The sequence below is a fragment of the Methylobacter sp. Wu8 genome (assembly GCF_036440755.1).
Classification (GTDB): domain Bacteria; phylum Pseudomonadota; class Gammaproteobacteria; order Methylococcales; family Methylomonadaceae; genus Methylobacter_A; species Methylobacter_A tundripaludum_A.
Map to the genome: position 1 here is coordinate 126,856 of NZ_JAZGVT010000070.1, position 20,433 is coordinate 147,288.

At 55.6% G+C, this 20,433-nt stretch carries 17 protein-coding genes and 1 riboswitch; of the genes, 1 reads left to right on the forward strand and 16 read right to left on the reverse strand.

All coding sequences use genetic code 11. The annotated features are described in order from the left end of the window. Positions 1 to 19: 19 nt before the first annotated feature. The 16 genes from V3O24_RS14070 to V3O24_RS14145 all read right to left on the reverse strand — a co-directional run bounded on the left by V3O24_RS14070 (position 20) and on the right by V3O24_RS14145 (position 19,576). A complete protein-coding gene (locus V3O24_RS14070) occupies positions 20 to 1,327 on the reverse strand; it encodes a cobyrinate a,c-diamide synthase (protein WP_331307702.1) in 1,308 nt (435 codons plus the stop codon). Then, the gene (locus tag V3O24_RS14075; protein ID WP_331307703.1) at positions 1,327 to 2,064 is read right to left on the reverse strand and encodes a hypothetical protein; all 738 of its coding nucleotides are present in this window, start codon (positions 2,062 to 2,064) and stop codon (positions 1,327 to 1,329) included. The genes V3O24_RS14070 and V3O24_RS14075 overlap by 1 nt, the downstream gene beginning before the upstream one ends. Positions 2,065 to 2,102: 38 nt before the next feature. After that, entirely contained in the window at positions 2,103 to 3,206 is a 1,104-nt protein-coding gene (locus tag V3O24_RS14080; RefSeq protein ID WP_331307704.1) for a GTP-binding protein, read from the reverse strand. Further along, positions 3,203 to 4,750, reverse strand: coding sequence for a precorrin-3B C(17)-methyltransferase (gene cobJ / locus V3O24_RS14085; RefSeq protein WP_331307705.1), 1,548 nt, complete (start codon positions 4,748 to 4,750; stop codon positions 3,203 to 3,205). The genes V3O24_RS14080 and cobJ overlap by 4 nt, the downstream gene beginning before the upstream one ends. A gap of 161 nt (positions 4,751 to 4,911) precedes the next feature. Then, positions 4,912 to 5,655 (reverse strand): cobalamin biosynthesis protein, encoded by a 744-nt coding sequence (locus V3O24_RS14090; RefSeq protein WP_331307706.1) that lies wholly within the window; start codon positions 5,653 to 5,655, stop codon positions 4,912 to 4,914. Positions 5,656 to 5,916: 261 nt separating this feature from the next. Beyond that, a complete protein-coding gene (cobM, locus tag V3O24_RS14095; protein WP_331307707.1) occupies positions 5,917 to 6,699 on the reverse strand; it encodes a precorrin-4 C(11)-methyltransferase in 783 nt (260 codons plus the stop codon). Further along, positions 6,696 to 7,430 carry a precorrin-2 C(20)-methyltransferase gene (cobI, locus tag V3O24_RS14100; protein ID WP_331307708.1) on the reverse strand — a complete coding sequence of 245 codons (735 nt, stop codon included), beginning with the start codon at positions 7,428 to 7,430 and terminating at the stop codon, positions 6,696 to 6,698. The genes cobM and cobI overlap by 4 nt, the downstream gene beginning before the upstream one ends. A 262-nt stretch (positions 7,431 to 7,692) precedes the next feature. Continuing rightward, positions 7,693 to 8,859, reverse strand: a complete 1,167-nt coding sequence (cbiD, locus tag V3O24_RS14105; protein WP_331307720.1) for a cobalt-precorrin-5B (C(1))-methyltransferase CbiD — start codon at positions 8,857 to 8,859, stop codon at positions 7,693 to 7,695. Further along, positions 8,840 to 10,414 (reverse strand): precorrin-8X methylmutase, encoded by a 1,575-nt coding sequence (locus V3O24_RS14110; RefSeq protein WP_331307709.1) that lies wholly within the window; start codon positions 10,412 to 10,414, stop codon positions 8,840 to 8,842. Before V3O24_RS14110 ends, cbiD begins: the two co-directional genes overlap by 20 nt. Continuing rightward, on the reverse strand, positions 10,414 to 11,121 hold the full coding sequence (locus V3O24_RS14115; RefSeq protein WP_331307710.1) for a cobalt-precorrin-7 (C(5))-methyltransferase: 708 nt from the start codon (positions 11,119 to 11,121) through the stop codon (positions 10,414 to 10,416). Before V3O24_RS14115 ends, V3O24_RS14110 begins: the two co-directional genes overlap by 1 nt. 245 nt (positions 11,122 to 11,366) lie before the next feature. Continuing rightward, positions 11,367 to 13,256: a putative cobaltochelatase gene (locus V3O24_RS14120; protein ID WP_331307711.1), complete on the reverse strand. Its 1,890-nt coding sequence runs from the start codon at positions 13,254 to 13,256 to the stop codon at positions 11,367 to 11,369. A gap of 99 nt (positions 13,257 to 13,355) precedes the next feature. After that, positions 13,356 to 17,573 carry a cobaltochelatase subunit CobN gene (locus V3O24_RS14125; RefSeq protein WP_331307712.1) on the reverse strand — a complete coding sequence of 1,406 codons (4,218 nt, stop codon included), beginning with the start codon at positions 17,571 to 17,573 and terminating at the stop codon, positions 13,356 to 13,358. Beyond that, on the reverse strand, positions 17,566 to 17,868 hold the full coding sequence (locus tag V3O24_RS14130) for a ferredoxin (RefSeq protein ID WP_331307713.1): 303 nt from the start codon (positions 17,866 to 17,868) through the stop codon (positions 17,566 to 17,568). The genes V3O24_RS14125 and V3O24_RS14130 overlap by 8 nt, the downstream gene beginning before the upstream one ends. Then, entirely contained in the window at positions 17,865 to 18,533 is a 669-nt protein-coding gene (locus V3O24_RS14135; RefSeq protein WP_331307714.1) for a CbtA family protein, read from the reverse strand. The genes V3O24_RS14130 and V3O24_RS14135 overlap by 4 nt, the downstream gene beginning before the upstream one ends. After that, the gene (locus tag V3O24_RS14140; RefSeq protein ID WP_331307715.1) at positions 18,533 to 18,724 is read right to left on the reverse strand and encodes a CbtB domain-containing protein; all 192 of its coding nucleotides are present in this window, start codon (positions 18,722 to 18,724) and stop codon (positions 18,533 to 18,535) included. Before V3O24_RS14140 ends, V3O24_RS14135 begins: the two co-directional genes overlap by 1 nt. A 124-nt stretch (positions 18,725 to 18,848) precedes the next feature. Next, a riboswitch (cobalamin riboswitch) is annotated at positions 18,849 to 19,079 on the reverse strand. Positions 19,080 to 19,198: 119 nt separating this feature from the next. Beyond that, entirely contained in the window at positions 19,199 to 19,576 is a 378-nt protein-coding gene (locus V3O24_RS14145; RefSeq protein WP_331307721.1) for a transposase, read from the reverse strand. 255 nt (positions 19,577 to 19,831) lie between these two features. Here V3O24_RS14145 and V3O24_RS14150 point away from each other — a divergent pair, with 255 nt between their 5' ends. Continuing rightward, positions 19,832 to 20,398 carry an ankyrin repeat domain-containing protein gene (locus V3O24_RS14150; RefSeq protein WP_104425035.1) on the forward strand — a complete coding sequence of 189 codons (567 nt, stop codon included), beginning with the start codon at positions 19,832 to 19,834 and terminating at the stop codon, positions 20,396 to 20,398. Positions 20,399 to 20,433: the final 35 nt, after the last annotated feature.

Here is a 20,433-nt window from a genome sequence, read left to right on the forward strand (position 1 = left end):
AATCGGACATAGGGACATCTTAAGGCAAAAACAATTGCGCGGCGGCACTGGGGTTTGAAGCAAAGTAGCAGTGCAGGTAACTGGCCGTTAACCGTTTTAGCTGATAAATGGCTTCCCCTTCCGAAGTGTTTTGCACTCGCTCACCAAAGGCGGCAGGGACAAGCGGCGACTCTATCAGGGAATGGTGAAAAGTGTGGCCGCGCAATAATCCGCCGGGCATCGGCGCGGATTGATATCCCAAGCCTTTCAGCCGGTTTTGCATAACGGTGTGTCCGGGTAACAGGCCGACCATGTCACCGCGCAAACCGGCTTTATCGGTCAATGATTCCAGCAAATACAACATGCCGCCGCATTCGGCGTATATCGGTTTGCCCTGTTGGAAGTGTGTTTGCAACGCCGACTTCATCGCCCGATTATCCTGAAGCGTTTGCAAATGCAGTTCGGGATAACCGCCCGGCAGGTAAATACTGTCCACATCGGGCAGCACCGCATCGGCAAGCGGCGAGAAGAAAACCAGCGTCGCTCCCATCGCCCGCAGCAGATCCAGGTTGGCGGCGTAAATAAAGGAAAAAGCGGTATCGCGGGCTATGCCGATGCGGATGCCGGCAAGCAGCTGAGGCGGCGCTTTATGAGCGGGCGATATAAATTCGACGGCTTCCGGCAAGTCTGCCAGCCCGGTTGCAGCAATTGCCGCTGCGGCGGCCGACATCCTCGATTCGAGATCATGCACTTCTTCGGCCTGAACTAAACCCAGATGGCGTTCCGGCAATACAAACCGGTTATCGCGCGGCATCCCGCCGAAATAGCGCAGATCGGGCGGCATGCCTTGCAGGATCATTTCGTTATGCCGGATGCTGGCGACGTTGTTGGCTAAAACGCCGGTAAATAATAAGTTAGGCCGATAATTGGCAAGTCCGTAAGCAATAGCGCCGAGCGTTTGGGCGGAGCCGGTGGCATCGATCGCCGCCAGCACCGGCACCGAGAATAATTCGGCAATATCGGCGCTGCAAGGTTCGCCATCGAACAAGCCCATGACGCCTTCGATCAGGATCAAATCCGCTTCCAGCGCGGCTTCGTACAACAATCGCCTGCATTCGGCTTCACCGATCATCCAAAGGTCGAGCTGGTACACCGGCAAGCCGCAAGCGCGTTCCAGTATCATCGGATCGAGAAAATCGGGGCCGGATTTAAATACGCGGACTTTGCGGCCTTGCTCGACATGATAGCGGGCCAGCGCGGCAGTTATCGTGGTCTTGCCGTGATTGGATCCGGGCGCGGTGATGAACAGGGCAGGGCAGGATTGTGAGTGTGAACTGAAAGATGTCATTACACAGATGGTAATAGATTAATGAGGTATTTTCGTGCTTTTGCTGCTTCTTTGGCTCGGGCAGATGGATGGTGGATTCGATAGCAGCGAATGTCTTTATATAAATCAAATTCCCAGAGTTGATGGTTTGAAATGCCTTCGTTTGAGTAGTCTCGGCCATTCGTACACACTTGATTTTCACCGTGAATGGGAAAAAGATCGCGTCGATAGGGGACTGAAGTCATTCCATTGGCAAAGATTATTATTTGTGGTTTAAGAATCTCAATTTGAGCTTTAAGCAATAGCGCTGAATATTTTTTTATGGTTTCAAAATATTTACAATGAATTGGACTTCCTTCTTTCCAAGCAAAGCAAAACAAATTTGAATAAACTAACCCGTCTTTTCCGCATTTATCTGATACATCCCTTGTAAAGTTATGGAATGCGTATCCTTTTGAATCTTTTTCTTCTTCCAGTTTGTTTTTGAAAAATTTTTGATGTTTGTTCATTGATCTTTCAATGTAGTCATTCAAGTTAGTAAATTCTTCATTTTTTTTCAGAATATTCCACTCTCTTGTTTCGCTTCCAATAATCATGATTTTGTTTTTTGCGAGAGGATATTCATCAAATACGCTCGTCAAAAAAAGTCCAGACAGATTAGCCGGGCTTTTCCCTTCTGGATGTTTCCTGTCAAGATACATAATATCCAGGTTTTTTAATATTTTAGAATATTCATTGGCAAGAGAATTGTTATCCATTTAAGTTTTCCTTGTATACCAGTTTCTGGTTTTAAGTTTTATTTCCAATTGGTTGCAGTCATCTGAGATAACAGCACCGCGACCGTGTTACGGTTCAGGTGATAGCCGATAAAAACCAGCTCCGAATCCTTTGCGGATTGTTTGGCGGTATCGGCGCTTATAGCCACCCGTGTACGCACGCCCTGTACCAGAATGGATTGTTCAGGTGTGGATATAAAGCCTTTGCAGCGCAGTAAAGGTTCGGCTTTTGCCGTCTCGATCAACGCGTGTTTCAGCGTTTCCGCCTGCTGCGGCTCTTGGCAGCGCAATACGAACGACAGCCAGCCCGGATCCTGTTCGTGGAAATGTTTGTGCGTTGCCAGTCCGTGACTATGGCCCGCCAAACCGGAATGGGCGTGGCCGTTCAGTCTTAGATGGCTCGTCAAGGTCGGCGTATCGGAACCGGGTATCGGCGTAAACCGGTGGCTGTGCGGCGTGAAGGTCGGCTGGTGCAGGCGCAGGCCCAAGGCCAGCCGGATGTCCAGTTGCGCGTTGTAAGCGAGTTCGAGGAAACGCACGTTCGGTGCGCGGTCGCGAACCCGTTGTTCCGCTTGTAACAAAGCCTCTTCATCCAACGCGTCGACTTTGTTCAACACCACCACATCGGCAAATTCGAGTTGCTGCTCAAACAAGGTCGCGACTGAATCGGCAACCGCAGCATGCGGGCTGTCAGGATTGTGTTCACGGTCGAATTGATCGGACAGCAGCAGCGGCGTATCCACGACGGCCAGCGTCGCATCCAGGATGAAATCCTTGGCCAATTCGGGCGTCTGCAACAGCTCCATGACCGCAGTAGGCAACGCGAGCCCGGAGGTTTCGATCAGCACATGATCGACATTGGCCCGCCGCCCGGCGATGGCCTGCATGGTCGGGATAAAGTGTTCGTCATCGCCGTAGGCAATCAACCCATAAGGAAAATCATGAATCCGCACATGTTCGTCATCGCCAACGCAGTCGTTAATCAGCGCGCCGTCTATCGAAACCTCGCCGAACTCATTAATCAATAGGGCCAGGCGGCGGCTTTGCCGGGTTTTAATCAGGCTGCTCAGCAAGGTGGTTTTACCGGAACCGAGAAAACCGGTAACGATGGTGACAGGAATCATGCTTCGATATTCCATGCTTGCAACTGCGCTAAGACCTTATCGAAAATCGAGGCGGCGAACGGGTATTCAAGTTTCGGACGCTTGATGACCAGCAACGGTATATTCAGCGCCTGCGTTGCGGCCACTTTGGCGTTATAGCCGCCTGCATCGCCGGAATCCTTGGTGATTACGCAATCTATTTTCAAATCGCGCCACAAGGCTTCATTGAACGCTTGCGAGAACGGCCCCTGCATCGCGCAAATATGGCTGCGCGGCACGCCCAGATCGATGGCCCGTTGGATGAATTCAGGTTCGGGCGTCATCCGTACAAACCATTCGCGTTCGGCGGCGCCCGGCGCTTGAAGAAAGGTAGCCAAATCCTTTGAGCCGGTAGTCAGGAAAATGCGTGATCCGAAGGCGATGGCTTGTTTGGCAGCTTGCTCTGTAGACTCGCATTCAATGCCGCTGTCTGCTGCAAAAGAGCTGGGGCGCTCATAGCGCAGATAGGGGATAGCCAAACTTTTCGACAAGCCCATCAATTGTTCCGAGATCAGGCTGGCGTAAGGATGCGTTGCATCGACAATTGCCCGCGCCTGATTTTGGCTTAGCGCCTGTTTTCGCGCTTCAACGCCCTGATGCCCGGCCCAGACCGACACGCCCGAACAATGCCGGGCCGCAACCTCGCCGCCGTATTCAGTCGCCGCGGACACCACGACCGGATAACCTTGCCCTGCCAATTCGTTAGCCAGTGCATTGCCGTCGCCGGTGCCGGAGAACACCCATAGCGCGTGCTTGGGCAGTTCATCAACAACCGGCTGTTCGGCGGGCGTATCCCAGTTATTGTAGCCACGCGGGGTAAAAATAAAGCTGCGTTTGCGCTGGGTGAAGCGGTTGCCGATCACGATCGTGGTCAGCATGTCGAACTGCAAGGACAGCAAGTCCTCCAGATGGTGAATGCTGACTTTCTGGCCGGGCCGATAGGCATTGTGTATTACGCCGCACAGTGTCTTAGGCGATTTGGATTCCAGCATGATGTTGATAATGCGGTACACGCCTTCCTGCCGACCGGCGCTTTGTACGTTATACAACACGCAGGCGAGGTCGGCCTGGGCGATATGGCGTCCGCGCTGTTCTATCCAGTCCCAGGGGCATAAAAGGTCGGACAGGCTCAGCGTCGCAAAGTCGTGCGACAACGGCGAGCCCAATAACGAGGCGCAGGCATTGGCGGAAGTAATGCCCGGTATCACGTTGACCTCATAGTCGTCATCTTCGCGCATTTCATCGAAAGCCAGCGCCGCCATCGCATAAATGCCGATGTCTCCGCTGGAAATCAGCGCGACTTTAGCGCCGCTACGGGCTTTTTCAATCGCCAACAAAGCGCGCTCACGTTCCTGAGTCAGCGGCGGCGTGTGGATTTCCTTGCCGGTAATCCAGGGCTCTATCCAGTGCAAATACAGGTCATAAGCAACGATCACATCGCTGTCCCGCAACGCCGCTTGGGCCCTAGGGACGATCAAGTCGCTAAATCCCGGTCCGACCGAAACCAAATTCAATACACCTTTCATTCTTTTATCCACTGATTATTGCTCTGTATATTTAAAAGCTATCACCACGAAGGCGCGAAGAACTCGAAGAAAAAACTTCGTACTTTCGTGGTGAATTTGTTTTTTTCGCGCGGGTTCCCAAGCTGGAGCTTGGGAATGAGCGATCTGGCGCACGGCGCGCCCTACATATTATCTTCAACCACGGCAACGGCCACTCCACCCAAGGCCGTTTTCGGCACGATCAATCTGCCGCGCGAACCGGTAATCAATGCACAAGGTTCGCATACGCCCGGCAACCCCACATTCTGCTGCACCCAGTCCGAGGCTTTAGTCACCCAGGGCCTAGCCGCGACTGTCGCACTTGCCAATACGCGCAACGGTAAATCGTGCTGGCGGCAAAACTCCAGCAAACCCGGTTCGTTGGCCTTCAAGTCTATGGTCGCTATTTCGCGCACTTCATTTAACTGCCGATCGCCGAGCGCCAGTTTTACTGCTGCCGTGATTTGTCCGGCAGTGACGCCTTTGCGGCAACCTATACCGACGACCAGCGGTTTCAAGGCTTCGGTCGCCGTGGTGATGACCGGCACCGCACCGATTGCATTGGCGACGCGATAAGCCAAACGGTTTGCGCCGCCTTCATGACCGGCCAACAGCGACACCGCGAATCGTCCTGCTTCGTCGAGCACCACGACGGCCGGGTCGCTATGCTTGTCCTGCGCCAAGCCATCGAGAAAGCGGACCGCAATGCCGCCGGCCGCTATCATGATCCATTGCGCATGCTGCCGGTAGGCGGCGGCAAACTGTTGTTTTTGGCCGGTGACAGTATCGAGCCAAGGCCGATAAAGTACGCCGCCAAGCCGTTCTTGCAAGGTTAAAGCCAAGGCTTCGCTTTCCGGCCGCACCAGCCAGATGCCGCAATCAGTCATGCCGCTGCCTTTTCTTCTGAAACACACATTAACTTAAGCAAACAAACCATATATTCAATCAATAAAATGTAAGTCGATTAATTCACCACGAAGAAAAGCTAAAGTAGAACCTTCGTGTTCTTCGTGTCTTCTTGGTGAAATGTTTTAGGAACATGCATGAAAATAGTTTTATTCATGAACCATGAAGAACATGAAAGGCATGAAGAATTTAACTCTTCATGTCCTTCATGGTAATTGTTTAAATTAATTTATGCATATCACTTAAGTTGTCGAGGGCGACTTTTGCTTTTTCACGACCCGGAATATATGCGTGAAGTCTTTCGAATACAAACTGGATTCGGTTTGATCTTCGCGCCCCAAAGCTCTACCCACTAATAGCATCGTGGTCAGGTTCCACTCGCTTTTCTTGGTTTCTTTAAGAATGGCGCCCAAAGTCCCCTGGTAAGACCGCTCTTCCGGCCAAGTTGCCCGATAGACCAGCGCCACCGGCGTGTCATCCGGGTAATGCAGGCGCAGGTCGGCGACTATTTTTTTCAAATGCGGCCCGGACAGGAAGATGCACATCGTCGCTTGGTGTTCGGCCAACCGTGCAATCGATTCGAGTTCCGGCACGGCGGAGGCGCGGCCGGAAACACGGGTTAGGATCACGGTTTGCGAGACTTCCGGCTTGGTCAGCTCGGCTTTAATGGACGCCGCCGCCGACGTGAACGAAGACACGCCCGGCACAATTTCGTATTCGATACCGAGGGCATCGAGCCTGCGCATTTGTTCGGCGGTTGCGCCGTAAATGGCAGGGTCGCCGGAATGCAAACGCGCCACATCGGAAGCGGCTTCCTGAGCGCGACGGTAGCAGGCTTCCTGTTGTTCAAGGTCGAGCGTGGCGGTGTCGATCAGTTCCGCATCGGGGCGGCAATGTTGCAGCATGTCGGTAGGCACCAGGGAGCCTGCATACAGCACCATGCTGACCCGGCCGAGAATAGCCGCGCCGCGCAACGTGATCAGATCGGAAGCGCCGGGGCCTGCGCCGATAAAGTAAACTTTCATGCGTGTCTTCTCTCTCTGGGTGTTTTGCGTATTAATAAGGTGGCGAGATAGCCCATCGCTGAGGTGGCGCATAAATCGCTGACATCGTCGGCCAGCATTTCGTCTTCCAAGCCTATGCGGCGGGCAAATGCGCAGTGCTCGGCGATGCCCATTTCCCGGAGCAGCGCCAGCACCCAGGGCAGGCGCGGGCCGATCTTCATCAGCACGACGATGTCATGGCTTTCGATGTCCTGCCGCAAAGCGGCCGCGTCTTCGGGGCAGGGCAAAATCAAGGTGCGCTCCTTGCCTACGCCCAACGGCCAGCCCATAGCGGAGGCCGCAGCCGCGTAGCTGGTGATGCCGGGAAAAGTGCGGTGCGGCAAACCCGGCAGATATTCGCGCAAAGCTGCCAATATGTAGCCGTAAGTGGAATAGGTCAGGCTGTCGCCTATGGTCAGGTAAGCCACGTTCAGCCCTGCGCGCAAATCGACGGCGATGGTCTCGGCCAGTTGCGCGTAATGATCGCTCAGCACGCTACGGTCGGGGTCCATCGTAAACTCGATTTCCCGTATTCGTTGCTGATTGATGTCGATGCCCGCTAAACATTGCAGGGCCACCGAGGTTTCCGAGCTGTGCGCACGCGGTGCATAGATGATGTCGGCCTGTTGCAGCGCTTCGACCGCCGCCAGCGGGATGTAGCCCGCAGGCCCAGGTCCTACGCCTATGCCCCACAATGTACCTAACAAACTCATACTGCTCCTCTCATAAGTAAGTATTATCTCGTTCCCACGCTTCGGCGTGGGAATTCAGTCTGCAACGCTTCAGCGTTGCGGGACGCTGGCCATTTACTGCGGCATTCCCAAACGGGAGAGACTGTGAAAGTATTATCCAAATTAGGCTAAAAACATTTTTCACCACGAAGGCACGAAGAACACGAAGTTTTCAATGTATTGAATTAAGACGATTGTTTTTCCTCGTGCCTTCGTGTCTTCGTGGTGAATTCTTTAATTTTTTCTAAAAACGAATACTTTCACAGCCTCGGGAGCGTGGGAACGATGTGCCCAAAGCATCGCCTTGTAAATTAAACAGCCTCACTTCGACTTTTTTCACGGCAGGCACACGGCCATGAACAAGCGCGGCGATTCGTTGTTCGACGTCTATCCATAACGCCTGCGAACCGGGTTCGTTCGTTAACCGTTGAATGGCCGCTTCCACCGTGTTGGCCTGTTCCAGTTCCCGCGCCAGAAGACTGTTAAATCCGCGTTCCGCCGCTATCCGCGCCACGACATTCATGGCCATGTCGCTCCTGCTGGAGTGCGTATCCCATACGCCGTCGAGCACTTTGGCAAGTTTGCCCGGATGTCCCAATAACCACAACACATCCAGATGGCGCTGTTGTTCGGTCAAGGCCTGCTGTAAAAAATCTAACGCGTCGCCAAGAAAATTGGCGATCTGCACCGAGCGTTGCTCGGGCAACCCCAGAACGTCTTTGGCATAGACGCGGCCGATTTTGCCGGGCAGCAACGCAATGCTGTTCGCATCATTACCCAGCGCGACCCGCACATAAACCTCTATCGAGGCAATCCATGACGCCAGCGACAAGGGCTCGACGATGCCCGAAGTGCCGAGTATCGAGATACCGCCGACTATGCCCAGCTTCGGGTTGAAAGTCTTTCTGGCAATCGCTTCGCCGTTGACACAGCCTATGGTCAGGTCGAAGCCTTGATCCTTATTACCGCACACTTCGAAGGCCGCCTGCCGCATCATCCAACGCGGAGTAGGATTGATTGCGGGCTCTCCAACGGCCACGCGCAGGCCGGGCTGGGTCGCGGTGCCGACGCCGTCACCGGCGAAAAAGCGTATTTCTCCTTTGTCGTTCCTTCTCACCTCGGCGAAGATGGTCGCTCCGTGCGTGTTATCCGGGTCATCGCCGCCGTCTTTCAAAATTTCGGCGCGTGTTGTGTGTTCATTCAACACGCGGCTGTCCTGTATCGGTACGTTTAAATAATGAATGTCGTCCGGCAATGTTATTTGCACCTGTGTACGTCGCTCGCCGTGCAGTAACAGATACAGCGCAGCTTTAACCGCTGCCGCAGCGCAGCTGCCCGTGGTGCGGCCGCGCCGTAAACCGTTCGCTGCGAGCACGCTGAGATCGAATTCTTTAAGCTCCGTCCGAGCCATACTCTGCAAGCTGGTTCACCGCATCGATCATCAAGCCGTTGACGACAGTCGCCGCCCACGGCGAACCGCCGCGCGTGCCGGTGTTGGTGATGCGCGGCACTTGCAGGCAGCGCTTCAACTCCGCCTTCGACTCACGGGTGCCGACAAAGCCGACCGGCAAGCCGATCACCAGCTGCGGCCGCCAGCCGTGTTCGCGGATCAGGCGTACCGCTTCCATGATCGCAGTCGGCGCATCGCCGATCGACAGCACGATGTCGTTGCCGAATTTTTCGAACGCGCGCCGTATTCCGGCTGCGGAGCGGGTGATGCCTTGGGTTTGCGCCATCAGAACCGTCTCGCGATCATGCACCCCGCACCAGGTTTCGATGCCGAGCTGTTCGAGTAGCGCGCGCTTTAGGCCGGTCTGCACCATAGTTACGTCGGTTACCACCTGCTTGCAGCGCAGCAGCGCGCGGATGCCGGTTTCGACAGCCCCCGCCGAAAAATAAATGTCATCGACCGCGTTAAAATCGCCGCTGGTATGCACCAGCCGTTGCAGCACGGTCAGATGCGCCTTGGGGAAGACCGACCAGTCGCGCCCGGCAGCAATGATGCGGAAGCTTTCGGCCTCTATCGGATGCGGCACGTAAGGCGCAAATTCCGTTGCGGCTTCACCTAAAACGGCTTTTTCGGGCAGACCGCGAACCTGGAGATGATGGGGGCGCTGCGGTTCGCCGACCTGCTGTTCAAAGCCGACGATTTGCACCCGGTATTTACACAACGAGCAGTTCATCTCAGCATGGCCTTCGACGGCTTCCTGCGCCCTGGCGATGATTACATCGGCGACATTCGGATGCACGCCGAGATAACCGGCCTTGAGCACTTCAAGATCGGGTTCGCGCTGCTGCAACGCATCGGCGGCGTCATAAATGCGCTTGACCAAGATGCCGTCGAACAGGAAAAACGGCACGACGATCAGCCGCGCATAACCCAGTTTAGCGGCAGCGCGCAGACCGTCGGCGACCAGCGGTTTCGCCGTGCCTGAATAGCAGACGTAAGATGCGCCAAAGCCCATGCCTTCCTCGATCATCCGCGCGAACTTGGCGACTTCGCCGTTGGCGTCCGGGTCGGTTGTGCCGCGGCCGACCAGCACCAGGCAGGTGTCGTCTCTGCGGACAGTTTTAGACGATGCCGATTCGGTCTCGACGATGCGCTGCTGAACCACTTGCAGCAACAGCGGATGCAAGCCCATCGGTGCACCGAAATGAAAGTCGATGTCGGGGTGTTCGCGGGCGGCGGTCAGCAGTTCGCCGGGTAGATCGTTTTTGGCGTGGGTCGCCGCAAGCAATATGCCGGGTACCATGACGACTTGTTTGGCGTCAGCGCTTAGCTGATCTGAAATCGCCTGGTCGATAGTCGGGCCGGCGAATTCCAGATAGCCGTGGCTGACCTGATGCTGAGGCGCACGCTCCCTGACCAGTTCAACCAGCTGCTCGAATTCCCGTATGCCGTCGGCATCGCGGCTGCCGTGGCCTGCGATAACAATGCCGAATTGTCGGTTTTTTTCAGCCTGCATCAGACAGCGGCTCCCGGCGGTTCGATCTGGCTGGACATAGGGCTGCGGGTGCGGATCAGCATGATGCTCATGTCGCTGAATTCCTGTGTCGCGCAGTCGGCGAGCGTGCCGTGCCATTCGGCTTCCGACCTTGTCAGATTCTCCCAAACTTCGGTCGGATGATCGGGCGATATGCCTTGCTCCAACAAATAAGCTGCGATATGGCGCGGCATGAACGAGCGCGCCTCGTCCCAAGGGCAGGGGATCACGATCGCATTGCGCTGGTCTTGCAGCACGTGCACCAGATGTTGCTTAAACGGGGTCAGATCGCCGCGGCGGTGAAAAGTGATAAACGTCGTTTCATCGAAACAGACCTTGGCGCGCGACGCAAGAATCTGTGCCGACGATATACCCGGCACGGTTTCGACCGGATGGCCGCAAGCGCGTTCGACCCGCTCCAAATACTGGAAGCCGCTGAAATGGATGTCGCCCATGAACACTACGACGCAGTTCTTGCCTGCATGGTGTTCGGCAGCCACTTTCGCCAATTGCTCGGTCTGGTCGCGGTAATTCATCAGTACGGTTTGTGCGGTTTCGGGAATCAGGCTTTGCACGACGTTAATAACGGCATCGAATCCGGCTACCACGTCGGCATTGCGGATCAGTTCCGCGCCGCACTGAGTCAGATAAGCCACGTCGCCGGGGCCTGCGCCTATGCAGATAATCATAATTGTTCCTTATTAATAAGCTTTTTTGTCCACGAAAAACACGAAAAGCGCGAAAAATTGTAGGGTGCGCTCGTTCCCAAGCTCTAGCTTGGGAATGCAGTCTTGGAAGCTCCAGCTTCCTGTCCTGTTTCGCGAAGCAACGACTTGCATGGATGCAGGAGGTAGAGCAACGCAGGAGCGGTTGCCGAGAGCTTCGCGTACTGGGTTCCCAAGCAGGAGCTTGGGAACCAGCATAAATCTCATGCTCATTTAATACATCCACGTACCGTAAGCGCTAGGTTTTCCGCCGACAATTCTTCCAGCATCAGGCATTCGGCACTCAAGGCTTGCGCCAGTTGCCGGGCTTTTCCCAAGCGCAAATAACCGGTTTCGGTATCGAGCACCAGCGCAGGCACGCCGCGTTCTGCCAGTAATCCTGCAAATCTTAGCGACTCCTGCCAAGGGTCGTTGCCGTCGTTCAGCGCAACATTGGCCTTGCCGTCGCTAAGCAGTACCAGCAACGGCGGCATGCCGGTTTTTTCCAGCGTTTCCAGCGCCACGGACAGCGCATGGGGCAACGGCGTGCGGCCGCCGGTAGGCAGTTCGCGCAGGTTCTGTTCGGCAAGGTCGACGCTGCGGGTCGGCGGCAGCAACAACTGTGCGGACGCGCCGCGAAAGCTGATCACCGCGACTTCATCGCGCTGCTGGTAGGCATCGGTCAGCAGCGATAACACAGCGCCTTTGACGGCCTCCATGCGCCGTTGCGCCGCCATCGACCCGGAGGCGTCGACGACAAACAAGATCAGGTTGGCGGTTCTGCCAGTGCGGATTTGCTGGTGTAGATCGTTTTTCGTCACCTGAAAATTATCGGAATCACGCAATGCCGCGCTACGCAATGTTGCGCCGACGGCGAGACTGCTTGGATTCTGATCAGGCACGGCGCGAATGACACGGCCGCGCGGCGCATCCTGCGCTGTGCTGCGTTTGCCGGAAGCGTAGCGGTTGGCAACCGTGTCGACTTCTATTTTCCGTACATAACCGGCAGATGCGGCGGCGAATACCTGTTGTTCGCTTTGCGAGTCGCCGTTGTTTTGCTCATGTTCCTGTTCGCTATCAGCGGCGGATTCGCCTTCATCATGCGGCTGCAACGCCTGCTGCATCAGCTCATCGAGCTGGTCTTGATCCAGCCCCGGCTGCTCGAACGGTTTGCGCCTGCGCCGATGCGGCAGCACCAGTTCCGCAGCGCCGCGCACGTCTTGCGAAGTGACCTGTGACCGGCCGTCTAATGCCGCCAATGCCCGCGCCGCTTTGTGCATGACAATGTCGGCGCGAAGGCTTGCTACTTCGAATTCGCAGCATAAATGGCTGATTAAATCGAGCAGCGCATCATCCAGAGTGACTTCTGTTAATAACTGCTGCGCCGTAGCGAGTTGATGTTTCAAGGCCTGTTGTTCGTGCATCCAGGCGGCGGCGTAAGCCGTAGGATTGGCCTCGAACGCGATGCGGCGGCGCACGACTTCGGAGCGCAGGGTTTTGTCGCGCGGCGCAGTCACTTCGACCATCAATCCAAACCGGTCCAACAGTTGCGGACGCAAATCGCCTTCTTCCAGATTCATCGTGCCGATCAGCGTAAAGCGGGCAGGGTGGCTGACCGACAAGCCTTCGCGCTGTACCGAATTAACGCCCATCGCCGCCGCATCCAGCAGCACGTCGACCAGATGGTCGGGCAGCAGGTTGACCTCGTCGATATAGAGTATGCCCCGGTGCGCCGCAGCCAGCAGGCCGGGCTTGAAAACGCGCTGGCCGCCTTTAAGCGCCTGCTCCAAATCCAGGGTACCGATAACGCGGTCTTCGGTCGCGCCGAGCGGCAAGGTGACGAAAGGCACGCTGTCGGCTTGCGCCGTTGCATGTTCGGCATTGCAGGTTTCGCAGTGCTGATACGGTGCGCCGGGCAGACAATTATATGCACAACCGGCAACCCGTTCGATCGGGGGCAGGATGTCGGTCAGCGCCCGTGCCGCCGTGCTTTTGGCCGTGCCTTTGTCGCCGCGTATCAGGACGCCGCCCAGCGACGGATCGACGGCGCACAGCAACAACGCGGTCTTGAGCCAGGTCTGTTCGACGATCGCGGAAAAAGGGAAGGTGGCGTGGTTCATTGGGTTACGCTCGTTCCCAAGCTCCAGCTTGGGAATGTTGTCTATCTGTGTCAATCCGTCCAATCGGTGTCATCCGTGCGCCATTTTCCAATAAATTCATCATGCCCCGCGCGGTGTTTCGCCACGCTCCTCCAGCAGGGTTTCGCTATGCAGGTATAAAGCCTGTAACGCGTCCAGCGTCTGTTGCTTGGGTTCGGCCCACATGCCGCGACCGGCGGCTTCCAGCAGGCGCTCGGCAATCGCGTTTTGCGCCCAGGGATTGGCTTCTTCCAGAAAACGTTGCATTTCGGGATCCATCGCGTAAGTTTCGGCGACTTGCTCGTACATCCAGTCGTCCATCACCTGCGCGGTGGCGTCGTAACCGAACAGATAATCGACGGTCGCGGTCAGCTCCAGTCCGCCTTTGTAGCCGTGACGGCGGATGCTGTCCAGCCATTTCGGGTTGACCACGCGCGAGCGGAACACCCGCAAGGTCTCTTCCTTCAAGTCGCGCACTTGCGCTCGTGACGGATCGTGGCTGTCGCCGAAATACTTGCGCGGCTGTGACCCGGTCAAGGCCCGGATTGTCGCGATCATGCCGCCGTGAAATTGCAGGTAATCGTCGCTGTCGAAAATGTCGTGCTCGCGGTTATCCTGGTTGTGCAAGGCCACCTGAACGCCGGACAGGCGGGTGCGGAACGCATCGCGCTGGTCGTGGCCCTGTTGGCTGCGGCCATAGGCATAGCCGCCCCAGTTGACGTAGGCTTCGGCAAAATCGGCGTCGGCCTGCCAGTTTTTCTCCTGGATCAGCGGCAATATGCCCGCTCCGTAACTGCCGGGTTTTGCACCGAAGATGCGGAAGGCTGCGCGGTTTGATGCGTCCTGTTCAGTCAGGCCTTGGCCGATCAATTCGCCCAGTTCGGCAAGATAATGCTTGCGCACGAAGTTCTGCGACAGCGGTTCGTCCAGTGCAATAACGGCATTGACCGCATCGTCGATCAAATCGATCAGTTGCGGAAACGCGTCGCGGAAAAAACCGCTGATGCGGGTCGTGACATCGATTCGCGGGCGTTTTAATTCGTCCAGCGGTATGACTTCGACGCCGGTCAATCGGCGGTTTTCATGCTGCCAGACCGGGCGCACGCCGAGCAGAGCCAGAATTTGGGCCACGTCGTCGCCGTGGGTGCGCATCGCACTGGTACCCCAGATGCTGATGGCGACGCTCTCGGGATAATCGCCCGTTTCGCGGACATAACGCGACAGCACTTCGTGGGCAAGTTGCTGACCGACGCGCCACGCGGATTGGGACGGTACGCTACGCGGATCGACCGAGTAAAAATTGCGCCCCGTCGGCAGGATGCTGGCCATGCCGCGTGTCGGCGATCCGCTGGGACCGGCCGGGACATAGCCGCCGGACAGGCCACGCAACAAGTTATCGATTTCGTCGGTGGCGCGAGTGAGATTAGGGGCTAATTCGCGGCAGGCAAAGTTCAGTATGCGTTTTAATGCAGTAAAATCAGCAGCTTTGTTGCCAAATGATTGATTGATGGCTTGGTCTATAGTCAATACTGTTGGCTTAAGAGTATGCGCTCCTTCTCCCTTAGGGAGAAGGCTGGGATGAGGGGATTTAAATAAGCTTTTTTCCTTATTTTGATTTCCCCTCACCCAACCCTCTCCCTCTGGAGAGGGCTTTGTACTGTTATCAAATGTTTTGTTGATGACTAGGTCTATGGCTGATTCAGCGTAAGCGTGGGCCTGTAGTTCACTGAATAGCTGTTTGCATAGCGCTTCGATAGTTTCCAGTACATCGGCATGAGTCGGCAATGGCCGCCCGGCCAGTTTTTCAAGCTCAGTGTTTGCTTGTTCCAATCGACGGCCCTGATGTTCAAGCAGCGAATCCATGCTCAGGCCGAACAGCTTGGCAATTTCTATCGGCAGACCGGGTACGTCCTGATTCGGCAAGCGAGTCAGCGAGACCAGCATATCTACCAGTTGCTCGTTTTCGGGAGCCAGTCCGAGTATGTGCAGACCGTCGCGGATTTGCGCCGCGCCCAGTTCGCAAAGATAGCCGTCCAGATCTTCGATCAAATGCGCGACATCAGCGCCGGCCATTTTGGTCAGCAGTTCTGGCAGTCCATTTTTATGATCGTGGTCATGATGCTCGGCATGGTGGTGCTCACCATGTTCATGCTCGTCGTCATGATCGTGATGATGTCCATGATGGTGTTCGTCATGCGCATGATCATGGCGATGATGCTCGTGACCGTGATGCTCATGTTCGTGGTGATCGTGGTCATGATGACCGGTATGGTGATCATCGTTGTGATCGTGATCGTGATCATGGTCGTGGTGCAGCAACCGGGCTTGCAAATCGGCATCCAGGTTGGTTTCTTTGACCAGATCCCAGATTTGCTGTTGCAACAGCGGCAGTTTGGACGGATCGAGCACTTCCACCTGATAATATTCATCGACCAGTTGGGTCAGTTGCGCCAACGCGCCGTAAGTATCGGCGGTGGTCATCGGCGGCGTCAGGTGATCGACCACGACGGCATGAGCGCGGCGCTTGGCCTGCGCGCCTTCGCCGGGATCGTTGATGATGAACGGGTAAAACAGCGGCATGTCGGCCAACAGCGCATCGGGGAAGCAGTTTTCCGACAAGCCAACGCCTTTGCCCGGCAGCCATTCGAGCGTGCCGTGCTTGCCGACATGCACGATGGCGTCGGCTTTCCATTCGTCGCGCAGCCAGCGGTACAGCGCATAGTAATGGTGGGTGGGCGGCAAGTCGGGCTGATGGTATATCGCGTCGGGATCCATGCCGTAACCGCGCGGCGGCTGCAATGCGACGAAACAGTTGCCCAGTTCCAGTCCCGCCAGCGCGAGTTGGCCGTCATGGACATAAGCTTCGCCGGGCGCAGCTCCCCATTGCGCGGTCATTTTCTGCTGCATCTCAAGCGGCAGGTTGTCAAACCAAGCTTGATATTGTGCTGCCGGTACGCGGCCGACGGCATTGGCCAGCTGTTCGCTGGTCAGATAGGTATTGTCGTAAGCGCAACGGTCGATCAGTTCGTGGATTAACGCCGTGCCGCTTTTCGGCAGCTTACCGATGTTATAACCGGCGGCTTGCATGGTTTTAAGAATACGCATCAAGGATGCCGGTGCATCCAGGCCGACCGCGTTGCCGATTTGCGAGGCCTTGCTGTTGGAGTTGGTGAACACAAAAGCGATGCGCTTATCGGTATTGTCCAGGCGTTTAAGCCGTGCAAAGCGCGAGGCGATTTGTGCGATGCGAGCGACCCGATCCGGCACGGGTTCGTATTCGATCAGTTCGTTCGATAAGCCGGAAGCTTTCGCTTTGAACGACAGCGGCACGGTGATGATCCGGCCGTCGAATTCCGGCAAGACAACATTCATTGCCGCATCCAGCGGGTTGAGTCCGCGTGCGGATTGCTCCCATTGATGCTGCATCATGCCGCTGGTGATGGCTTGCAGCACGGGTACATTGAGACTCTCCAGCACGTCCACCGACCAGCCTGCGGGCGTGGCTCCGCCGGGGGTGATTTCGCCCATCGCAAACGCGGTGGTGTTGATCAGCACGTCGATATGCGCGCCTTTTTCACCGCTAAAGTATTGCAATGCGGAAGGAAGGGGGGTGTCGCTATGGCCTGCGCGTAATGACGAAGTGAAAACGGGCAATACGTTCAGTCCGCGTTTTTCAAGGGCGTCAACCAACGCGTCGATAAAGCGCGTGTTGCCGCTGATCCAGTGGGCGCGATAAAACACGATGCCGACACTGGCCCGTTCCGGCGCTCGCAGGCCAAGCCAGTCGTCTATGCTCGCATCTTGGGATAAATCGGGATGATAAATGCCGTGTTCGGGCAAATCGACTGCCGGTTCAAAGCCGAAGCCGCTCAGCAAAAAATGATCGGACAGGTAGCGCAGCAGTTGCGCCATATTGACGCTGCCGCCCGCCTGGAAATAAGCCTGCACCTGATGCAGCACGTCGGACGATACGGTGGACGCGGCTGCCAATTCGGGGTCAGGCTCGCCGGTGCCGCTGATCGCGATCAGTTGCCGTCCTTGGCTTTTAGCGTGACGCAGCAGATCGGCAAAGCCGGGCACGCTGCCAAGACGTCCCAGTACGCGCAGCACGATGATCCGCGCCGAAACAAGCTGATGTTCCAACAGATCGGCCATTTGCGCGTCGCTTTCCAAAGCCTGCAAGTTGACGCCGGTTATTTCCGGGAAACCTTCCGGCATTTGCGCCTGTGCGCTTTGCAGCACCATCAGGTCGTTGGGCGCATGGGTCAACAGCGCAATAGGCTTGCTCAAATCAGACATCGCCGGTACCCAAGCGGTGGAAAACGTGTTCGCTGACTTCGACGTCATTTTCCAGGTGTTCGCTGACGATGCGTTCCAGCACCGACTCGTCGGTACAGGAATACCAAACGCCTTCAGGATAAACGACCAGGATCGGCCCGTTTTTGCAGATCGCGAAACAGTTCGAGCGGGTGCGTTTTACTTTAAGCTCGGGGCGGGCGTCGATTTTTCGGCCCAGCTGTTGAAACGCGGTTTCGTTGTTTCCAGAGCAGCGCGGGCCAACGCACATCAATACGTGTTTGTTGTGGGTTCTCATGACTGTTTTTTGTAAAACCGCCCCATCAAGCCGCCGATAGCCAGCCAAAAGACCGCATTGGCAAAAACGGTGGCCATTATAAAAGACTGCCTCAATTCGGCAGGCGCGGCGCTGCTGTGAACGTCCGGCTGCGGCGCACCGATTAAATGAGGCGCTACGAGTAACACCGCACCGAAAAACTTATAGGTCCTGGTAAGGGCAAAAGCCAGCAGAGACAGGCCGAAGCCGGTATCAAGCACAGTTATCAGCCACCAGCTTTGCCGGTCTGCCAGTTTGGCGGCTTCGGTACCGGGAACTTCCGGCGGCAAGCCTAAAGACGGCGCAACGAAAAAAGTCAGATAACCTGCCAGTCCCCACAACAGTCCCATGCGCCAATGGCTGGGGCGGCCGCGCAAACACATGACCGCGCCAATCAACAAGGCAAAACCCACGCCCAAGCCGATATTGGCTACTGCGGTAAAAAACGTCCGTTCCCAGCCGTTTCCAGGCTGCCAGTCGTGGTGTTCGTGGGTATTGGCAACGGCCGCAGCTTCCTCGTACACTTCGGCCTGGAGCAATGTCGGGAGGACTTGGATTTGTTGAACGGCGGTTAGTAATAGACCCGCCAGTAGGCCCGTCCAGAGAGCCGCAACAACAAGCTCTCTGAAGGTGGTCAGATTAAACATTAATGGCACGGAAAACTGGCGGAATGGCGTCCATCATGGGCAGCGTTATGCAGTTGTGCGGCTTCTGCGAAACCGGCGGCATACAGCAGTCCCAAGCCCAGCATGCCGGCCAGCATGGCGGGCAGGATTCTGTCTTTTAAGACTTCAGAGCGGGTTTGAGTGTTGTCGAGCAAAACAGGTGTTGATGACATGTGTTTTCTCCTGGGTAAAGGGACAGTAAAGCCGGTAACGTTGCCGGCGGAAATAATCTGTACAGGGAGAAAGTGCAGGACGGACGCGAAGGAGAGCAATCCATCTGAGCGCCCTCCGCGCACAAATTTGATTATCACTTCAGGCCGGTCTCCGGGCTTGCAAGTTGAAAGCTAATGCTCGCGCTTTCAAGGTTAGCGCCTTCCCATGTATGACACAGTGGCGTTTACCAACCTTTTACTTGTTTACCGTTGCGGGGGCAGCGCGGGCTTTGTTTGCATCTCGAGCAAACTCACCAACTTCCCGTTTCAATTCTGCGGACAATAGTCCATGAATACCTAAAAGCAAGTTATACCGGGCCAGTATATTCACTCGATAAAGAACTAGCAAGTTTGAGTCATTGTTGATGAAGACTTAATTTAACACAGCAAGGCTTTATCCGCTGAACGATGCTAAAAGTGCTGGCAGTTTCCCGCCTAATGACCGATTACACAAAAATCCTTATGCCCTTTGGCGTCCGTCCGTTTAACAATGGAAAGGTTCCAGTTGAACATGTTTTTCGCCCATTCGACTAAAACACCGCTATAACCGCCATCCGCCCAAATTACACCCAAGGCCGCAAACATCGCATACAGCCGGATCATGAGCAACCGAGCGCCGCGCCGGTCTTGTATGCCCGCTGAATGAACGCACACCGCCAGAAGATTTCCCATCGTATCGACAGCAATATGGCGTTTCCTCCCTTTAACCTTTTTACCCGCGTCAAAACCTCGTTGCTCGCTTGGTCCCGTTGTTTTTACCGATTGTGCATCAATAATAGCCGCTGTCGGTCGAGCATTTTTACCGGATTGGATTCGGTAGGTTTCACGACAGAGCGTTAATGCCTTATCCCATACTCCAGAGAGTTTCCATCATTTTGGTTTTTAAACTGCTTCTAACATCAGTCATTAAGTTAAAAGCTCAACGCTCTAAAAAAATGATTAGGCGGCAGCCGGACGAATTTATCGACAATGCTATGAGGAAAAAATGACAAGCAATCGTCTACGCTGTATTGGAGTCATTCAGGTCCAGACTGCATAGAGTTTTCCACAGACATCAAGGAACAGTTTATGAATCAATTACAGCTGATCGACGCTGCGAAAGCGGGCGATATTTATTGGGTGCAATCTTTAATTGAAACCGGCGAGGATTTGGAACAAAAAGACGACTACGGCTGGACGGCGTTGAATTGGGCTGCCGGTTGCGGCAATCTGGCCATAGTACGAACTTTACTCGAAGCAGGGGCCAATGCGGTTAACAGCGGCCGCGATCTCCGAACGCCTTATCGAATCGCGTTGGCGGCCGCCCAAGTGGAAGTCGCGGCCCTGCTGCAACAAGCGGAGCAAAACAGCGGCATGAAGCCGGAAAGTCCTGAGCGTCCGTATTGCAAGGCCTACCCAGTCAAAGCGTTTGATAGCAACCCGGTTGGCTGGCAGGCGCGGCCAGCGCTGGCTGATGATGCGGTCGTCTACCTGCATCAGGATTTTAGCGTTACAACGTCGATGTGGCATGGAGAAGGCGTCTTGTTTGACCGGGTTTCTGACGCTTGGCAAAGTTATTGCCGGGATATACTGGGTTTTTACGTGCCGACCGATTTGGAACTAGCCACCGATTATCGGCAATGCAAGCCTCAATAAGGCTGTCAAATACAGACACAACTGCCTGCCGGAAT